General features: G+C 70.2%; 1 protein-coding gene. It reads left to right on the top strand.

Going from position 1 to position 1,665, the window contains the following annotated elements:
* Positions 1-113: 113 nt before the first annotated feature.
* Positions 114-1,665, top strand: a 1,552-nt coding sequence (locus HUK84_RS17205; protein ID WP_176641352.1) for an APC family permease, incomplete at its 3' end; no start/stop codon positions are given.

The raw sequence follows: 1,665 nt of genomic DNA, 5'->3' as shown, positions 1-1,665 counted from the left end.
GGATGCGCGCCGCCTGAAGCGCCGCGCGCCTTGCGCCTTGCGCCTGGGCGCGAGACCGGGTTGGCTGGATGAAACAGTCGCGAATCGCATCCAGCCGCCGGAGAACCCCCAACGTGTCATCCCACCTCAATCGCGCGCTCGGCCCCTGGCAATTGATGTTCACCGGGCTCAGCGCCATGATCGGGTCGGGATGGCTGTTCGGGGCGGAACGCGCGGCCTCGACCGCCGGTCCGGCGGCCACCCTGGCCTGGCTGCTGGGGGCCTTCATCGCGCTGGTCATCGCCGCCGTCGCCACCGAGCTGGGCGGCATGTTCCCGGTGGCGGGCGGCATGGTGCGCTACGCCAACCTCACCCACGGCCCCCTGGTCGGCTTCATGGCGGCCGGCGCCAACTGGCTGTCGATCGTCAGCGTCGTCCCGGTCGAAGCCGAGGCCTCGGTACAATACATGAGTTCCTGGTCCTTCCCCTGGGCCCATCACCTCTACCAGGCCGGCACCCTGACACCCCCCGGCCTGATCGTGGCCGCCCTGCTGGTGGTGGTCTATTTCCAGCTCAATTTCTGGGGCGTGCGCTTCTTCGCCCGCTTCAACGCCATGATCACGGTGTTCAAGCTGGTGGTACCGGCCGGCGCCGCCCTGGCCCTGTTCGCCAGCGCCTTCCATCCCGGCAACCTGGTGGGCGCCGATCCCTCGGGCACGTCCCCGGGCGCATCCCTGGGCGGCTTCATGCCCTACGGCCTGTCGGGCATCCTGACGGCGGTGTCCACCTCGGGCATCGTCTTCGCCTTCAACGGGTTCCAAAGCCCGCTCAACCTGGCCGGCGAGGCCCGCAACCCCGGGCGCAGCATCCCGATCGCCGTGCTGGGCGCGGTCGGGCTGGCGACGGTGATCTACCTGCTGCTGCAATGCGCCTTCCTGGGCGCGGTGCGGCCCGGGGCAGGGGGCTGGGCGGCGCTGTCCTTCTCGTCGCCCTTCGCCCAACTGGCCATCGCCTTCAACCTCAACTGGCTGGCGATGCTGCTCTATTTCGACGCCTTCCTCGCCCCCAGCGGCGCCGGCGCCACCCACCTGGCCAGCAGCACCCGCATGACCCTGGGCATGCAGCGCAACGGCACCATGCCCGCCCTGCTCGGCCGGATCGATCCCTCTTCAGGCGTGCCGCGCCCGGCGCTGTGGTTCAATCTCGCCGTGGCGTTCGTGTTCCTGTTCTTCTTTCGCGGCTGGGGCATCCTGGCGTCGGTGATCTCGGTCTGCACCATCATCTCCTACATGATGCTGCCGATCGCCGCCCTGGCGCTGCGGCGCACCCTGCCCGAACGGCCGCGCCCGGTCCGCGTGCCGGCCATGCGCGTGGTGGGCGCGCTGGCCTTCATGTTCTCCTCGCTGCTGCTCTACTGGGCCCGCTGGCCGCTCAGTGGCGACATCATCCTGCTGATGGTGATGCTGCTGCCGGTCTATGCCTGGTTCCGCCGCGACGATGGCTGGGCGCGCCACCGCGCCGCCATCCGCCATGCCGCGTGGTTCATGGCCTACCTGCCGTCCATCGCCGCCCTGTCCTATGCCGGCAGCCGGCAGTTCGGCGGGCGGGGCTGGATTCCCTACGGCTGGGACCTGGCGGCGGTGGCGGCGATCTCGCTGCTGTTCTGCGCCTGGGGCGTGCGCAGCG

This window comes from Nguyenibacter vanlangensis, from assembly GCF_013376155.1.
Classification (GTDB): Bacteria; Pseudomonadota; Alphaproteobacteria; order Acetobacterales; family Acetobacteraceae; genus Gluconacetobacter; species Gluconacetobacter vanlangensis.
This window is presented reverse-complemented; position numbering and strand designations above follow the sequence as displayed.